The organism is Acidovorax sp. KNOB132 (genome assembly GCF_057541515.1).
Map to the genome: position 1 here is coordinate 1 of NZ_BAAJYT010000224.1, position 5,824 is coordinate 5,824.

The following is a 5,824-nucleotide window of genomic DNA, read 5'->3' on the forward strand; positions in this document are numbered from 1 at the left end:
TGGCGCAGACCGGCCTGATCGGCGGCGCTACCCCACGCACAAGACGGCGATGTCGGTGGTGGCCGGCAACCGCGAGCTGCAGGACGGCCAGAACGAGATCAGCGTGCGCTTCGAATCCGCCGACCTGGGCGGCGTGAAACTGGCCAAGACCTGGACCGTGAAGCGCGGCGCCTACGACGTGGCCGTGAAGCACGAGATCGTGAACACCGGCACCGCGCCCGTGTCGCCCCAGCTGTACCTGCAGCTGGTGCGCGACGGCAACAAGCCGCCGGGCGAGTCGTCGTTCTATTCGACCTTCACCGGCCCCGCGGTCTACACCGAAGCCAAGAAGTACCACAAGGTCGAGTTCAAGGACATCGAGAACGGCAAGGCCGAGATCGACAAGTCCTCCACCAACGGCTACGTGGCCATGGTGCAGCATTACTTCGCCAGCGCCTGGCTGCTGGGCAACGACGTGCAGCGCGACCTGTTCGTGCGCAAGGTGGACACCAACCTGTACTCGGTCGGCATGATCACCCCGGTCGGCGAGATCGCACCGGGGCAGTCCAAGACGGTGGACGCGCGCCTGTTCGCCGGCCCGCAGGTCGAGACGATGCTGGAATCGCTCACCCCCGGCCTGGAACTGGTGAAGGACTATGGCTGGCTCACCATCCTGGCCAAGCCCCTGTACTGGCTGCTCGACCAGCTGCACAAGGTGCTGAACAACTGGGGCTGGTCCATCGTGGCGCTGGTGTTCCTGCTGAAGATCGCGTTCTACTGGCTCAACGCGAAGGCGTACGCCAGCATGGCCAAGATGAAGGCCATCAACCCCAAGATCATGGAGATGCGCGAGCGCCTGAAGGACAAGCCGCAGCAGATGCAGCAAGAGATGATGCGCATCTACCGCGAGGAGAAGGTCAACCCGATGGGCGGCTGCTTCCCCATCATGATCCAGATCCCCGTGTTCATCGCGCTCTACTGGGTGCTGCTGTCCAGCGTGGAAATGCGCAACGCGCCGTGGATCGGCTGGATCAAGGACCTGTCCTCGCCCGACCCGTTCTTCATCCTGCCGCTGCTGATGACCGCCAGCTCGCTGCTGCAGACCGCGCTGAACCCCGCACCGCCCGATCCACTGCAGGCCAAGATGATGTGGTTCATGCCGCTGATCTTCAGCGTGATGTTCTTCTTCTTCCCGGCGGGCCTGGTGCTGTACTGGCTGACGAACAACATCCTGTCGATCGCGCAGCAGTGGATCATCAACACGCGCATGGGCGTGCCGCCGCAGTTCAACCTGCCGAAGTTCCGCTGACCCGCAATGCAGCGCGGACGCGCTGCGTTTGCGACACATTCCACGGCCGCTATCCAGCGGCCGTTTTTCATTGGGTACGATGCTTGCTTGCCCCCTGCGGCATCTTTCATCCACTTTCGTTAACCGACGAGGAGACCTGGCCAATGAAACAGCAGCGTACGACTTTCAAATGGAGCGCACTGGGCATCGCGGTCCTGCTGGCAGCAGGATCGGCCCATGCCGCAACGATGCGGTGGGCCGGCGCCAACGACATCCTGACCGTGGACCCCCACGCCCAGAACCACCAGACGACGCATGCCTTCCTGCAGCAGGTGTACGAAAGCCTGGTGCGCTATGACGAGAAGTACCAGATCCAGCCCGCGCTCGGCACGAAGTGGACCCAGATCTCCCCCACGCAGGTGCGCTTCGAACTGCGCAAGGGCGTGAAATTCCACGACGGTGCGCCGTTCACGGCCGACGACGTGGTGTTCTCGCTCACCCGCGCCATGACGCCCCCCTCGAACATGCAGTCCGCCGTGCAGAGCATCAAGGAAGTGAAGAAGGTCGACGACTTCACCGTGGACCTGATCTTGAAAGGCCCCAACCCCGTGCTGCTGCGCGAGCTGACCGAGGCCCGCATCATGAACAAGGCCTGGGCCGAGAAGAACAACTCGACCAAGGCGCAGGACTATGCCGGCAAGGAAGAGAACTTCGCCTCGCGCAACGCCAACGGCACCGGCCCCTTCATCATGGTGGGCTGGCAGCCCGACGTGAAGGTCACGCTCAAGAAGAACCCGGACTGGTGGGACAAGCCCAAGGGCAACATCGACGAAGTCGTGTTCACCCCCATCAAGTCGGCGGCCACGCGCTCGGCCGCGCTGATTTCCGGCCAGGTCGATTTCGTCGTCGATCCGCCCACGCAGGATCTGGCGCGCATGAAGTCCAGCCCCGACATCACGCTGATCGAAGGCGCCGAGAACCGCACCATCTACCTGGGCCTGGACCAGTTCCGCGACGAACTGCCGGGTGCCGGCACGCCGGGCAAGAACCCGCTCAAGGACAAGCGCGTGCGCCAGGCGCTCTACCAGGCCATCGATTCGGCCGGCATCCACAGCCGCACCATGCGCAACCTGTCGGTGCCTGCCGGCACCATGGTCGCGCCGATGGTCCACGGCTGGAGCAAGAGCCTGGACGAGCGTGCCGCCAAGTACGACGTCGAAGCCGCCAAGAAGCTGCTGGCCGACGCGGGCTACCCCCAGGGCTTTTCGCTCAAGCTCGACTGCCCCAATGACCGCTATGTGAACGACGAAGCGATCTGCCAGGCCGTCACTGCCATGTGGACGCGCATCGGCGTGAAGACCACGCTGCAGGCCGCCCCCATGGCCCAGTTCGTCAGCCGCGTGATGAACAACGACGTGAGCGCCTATCTGTTCGGCTGGGGCGTGGCGACGTTCGATTCGCTCTATTCGCTGGATTCGTTGATGGCCACCAAGGCCGGCAAGACGGCTGCGGGCACCTACAACGGCGGCCGCTTCAGCGATGCCAAGCTCGACGAAATGATCAGCCAGATCAAGGTGGAGATGGATGCGCCCAAGCGTGACGCGCTGATCGCCGATGCCCTCAAGCTGGTCAAGGACGAGTACTACTACCTGCCCCTGCACCACCAGATCCGCCCCTGGGCCATGCGCAAGGGCGTGGAGACGCTGCACCGCGCGGACGACCGCCCGATGCCCAACTGGACCACGATCAAGTAAGCCCTCCGATCGGACCGAACGCAAAGCCCGCCCTGGCGGGCTTTGTCTTTTTGCGGGCGCGGTTCCGCGCCCCGTGCAGGCGGCCGCGGCATGCGAACAGCGCAGCTATCATGCCCCGTCCCCACCCCCTTCCCCATCGCATGCTGCCCCGCCACTCCGACCCCATCGCCGCCATCGCCACCGCACCGGGGCGCGGCGCCGTGGGCATCGTGCGGGTCTCGGGCCGGGGCCTGGGACCGCTCACCGAGGCGCTGTGCGGGCGCGTCCTGCGCCCGCGCGAAGCCACGTACCTGCCCTTTCGCGATGCGGCCGGCCAGTCCATCGACCAGGGGCTGGCGCTATATTTTCCCGCGCCCCACAGCTACACGGGCGAGGACGTGCTGGAGCTGCAGGCGCACGGCGGCCCCGTAGTGTTGCAGTTGCTGCTGGCGCGCTGCCTGGAAGCCGCCGCCCAGGCCGATGCGGCCAGCGGCCGGGCCCGCCTGCCCGGCCTGCGCCTGGCGCAGCCGGGCGAGTTCACCGAACGGGCCTTCCTCAACGACAAGATCGATCTGGCGCAGGCCGAAGCCATTGCCGACCTGATCGATGCGAGCACCGAAGCCGCGGCGCGAAGCGCCAGCCGCTCCCTGGCGGGCGCGTTCTCGCACGAGATCCACCGCCTGCGCGATGCGCTCATCCACCTGCGCATGCTGGTGGAGGCCACGCTCGACTTTCCCGAAGAAGAAATCGACTTCCTGCGCAAGGCAGACGCCAGCGGGCAGCTGTCGAATCTGCAGCAGACGCTGGCCGCCGTCATGCAGCGCACGCGCCAGGGCGCGCTGCTGCGCGAGGGCATCAAGGTGGTGATCGCCGGGCAGCCCAACGCCGGCAAGAGTTCGCTGCTGAATGCCCTGGCCGGCGCCGAGCTGGCCATCGTCACGCCCATTGCCGGCACCACGCGCGACAAGGTGCAGCAGACCATACAGATCGAGGGCGTGCCGCTGCACGTGATCGACACGGCGGGCCTGCGCGAGAGCGACGACGAGGTGGAGAAGATCGGCATCGCGCGCGCCTGGGACGAAATCGCCGCGGCCGACGCCGTGCTCTTCCTGCACGACCTCACGCGCGCCGATGCGGCCGACTACCGGGCGGCCGACGCCGACATCGCCGGCACCATCGCCCGGACGCTGCCCGGCCATGTGCCGGTGATCGACGTGTGGAACAAAACCGATCAGGTACCGGGCCACAGGGCTGCCGCCATGGCGGACCGGCCGGCGGCCCACCTCTCGGCCCGCACGGGCGACGGGCTGGACGCACTGCGCCGCCTGCTGCTGGACGTGGCCGGATGGCAGTCGGCCCCCGAGGGCATCTACATCGCGCGCGCGCGGCATGTGCAGGCGCTCCAGGCAGTGGACGGCCACCTGATGGAGGCCGCGGCGCAGCTGCATTCGCCGGGCCCGGCGCTCGATCTGCTGGCCGAGGAACTGCGGCTGGCGCAGCAGGCCCTCAGTGCCATCACGGGGGAATTCACCTCCGACGATCTGCTGGGCGTGATCTTCTCCAGCTTCTGCATCGGAAAATGACGCACCCGCGGGACGGTGGCGTTTTGTAAGGAGTGGTAAAGAGTGCTTGTGCACCGAACGCATCGGGCTTAACTTCCGCGCCACTATGAATGCTGTGCTGTCATCCCACACCCCCAAAATGGACCTCACGGGTCTCGTGCAGGCCATTGCCCAGGCGCCAGCGGAAGACAGCATGATGAACCCGCTGACCACGGAGCAATGGGACCTGCTGTCGGGCTACCTGCTGCCCATGTCGCTCACCACCGGCCACACCCTGTTCACGCAAGGCGCCAGCGACCGCACACTGTACTTCGTGGAAAGCGGCAGCCTCAGCGTGCACTACGAAGACGAAAAAGACCGCCTGCGCCTGGCGATCGTCGGCCCCGGCTCCGTCGTGGGCGAGAGCGCCTTCTTCTCGCACAAGCCCCGCACCGCCACCGTGCAGGCAGGCGCTCCGTCCAAGCTCTGGAACCTGACGGCGCTGCGGTTTTCCGAGCTCTCCAACCGCCAGCCGGCCGTGGCCCTCAGCCTGGCCATGGCCATGGGTTCGGTGCTGTCCAAGCGCCTCGGCAACCGCCGCCGGCGTGTTGCTGCGACCTGACACCTGAGCCCCCATCGGGCCCGTGCCGGGGCCTGCGGACGCGGGAAAGCCATTGGCTCCCGGAGCGCGCGTTACACTCGTTTTCGAACTTTTGGCGCTATCCGAAAAAGGCACGGCATGTCACTTTTCAGTTGGTTCAACCGCAAACCCCCAGCGCCCCGGCAGCGCCCGGCGGTGGAGCCCTCCGGTCTGCTGAATGCAGACGCCACGGTGCCCCTGGTGCCCGGACGCGGCCCCGGCAAACCGATGGCCGAGCCTGCGGCCGAACACGCGGCCAACCGCAAGAACGAGCGCATGGAGCGGCGCGAACTGCTCTACACCGTGGTGCGCGATGCCATGGTCCGCGCGGGCGTGCTGTCCGCGGGCTACAAATTCAAGGTGCTGTCCCTGGACCAGCGCGGCCGCCAGTTCCTGGTGATGATGGACCTGGCCCGCGAATACGGCGGCGAGACCGTCCGCCTGAGCGAGATCGAGGCGCTCATCGCCCAGACCGCCAAGACCCGCTTCGACATTCTGGTGACCGCCGTGTACTGGCGCATCAATGACCACGTGGCCGTCGGCATGCCCAGCAAGGGCCTTGCGCCCCACGGCGTGGCCGGCCCCTCCGTGCCGCACGTGCCGGCCCCGGTGGCGCGCCCTCCGGTCCACGCGCCGGCCCCCG

Annotated in this window: 3 protein-coding genes and 2 pseudogenes; all 5 read left to right on the top strand. The window is 66.7% G+C overall.

Features of this window, described 5'->3' with window-relative positions:
* A pseudogene (gene yidC / locus AC27IO_RS19430) lies at window positions 1-1,288 on the top strand (membrane protein insertase YidC); the annotation flags it as partial.
* A 143-nt stretch (window positions 1,289-1,431) separates the two neighbouring features.
* Window positions 1,432-3,021, top strand: coding sequence for an ABC transporter substrate-binding protein (locus AC27IO_RS19435; protein ID WP_272566396.1), 1,590 nt, complete (start codon window positions 1,432-1,434; stop codon window positions 3,019-3,021).
* 140 nt (window positions 3,022-3,161) lie between these two features.
* Entirely contained in the window at window positions 3,162-4,583 is a 1,422-nt protein-coding gene (gene mnmE, locus AC27IO_RS19440) for a tRNA uridine-5-carboxymethylaminomethyl(34) synthesis GTPase MnmE (protein ID WP_317359895.1), read from the top strand.
* Between the two features lie 85 nt (window positions 4,584-4,668).
* Entirely contained in the window at window positions 4,669-5,163 is a 495-nt protein-coding gene (locus tag AC27IO_RS19445) for a Crp/Fnr family transcriptional regulator (protein WP_317359894.1), read from the top strand.
* 117 nt (window positions 5,164-5,280) lie between these two features.
* Window positions 5,281-5,824: pseudogene (locus AC27IO_RS19450) on the top strand (hypothetical protein); the annotation flags it as partial.

What these genes read in the sequence shown, in the direction of transcription:
- mnmE (WP_317359895.1), top strand. Translation starts at nt 3,162, where the DNA reads ATGCTGCCCCGCCACTCCGACCCCATCGCCGCCATCGCCACCGCACCG.
- AC27IO_RS19445 (WP_317359894.1), top strand. Translation starts at nt 4,669, where the DNA reads ATGAATGCTGTGCTGTCATCCCACACCCCCAAAATGGACCTCACGGGT.
- AC27IO_RS19435 (WP_272566396.1), top strand. Translation starts at nt 1,432, where the DNA reads ATGAAACAGCAGCGTACGACTTTCAAATGGAGCGCACTGGGCATCGCG.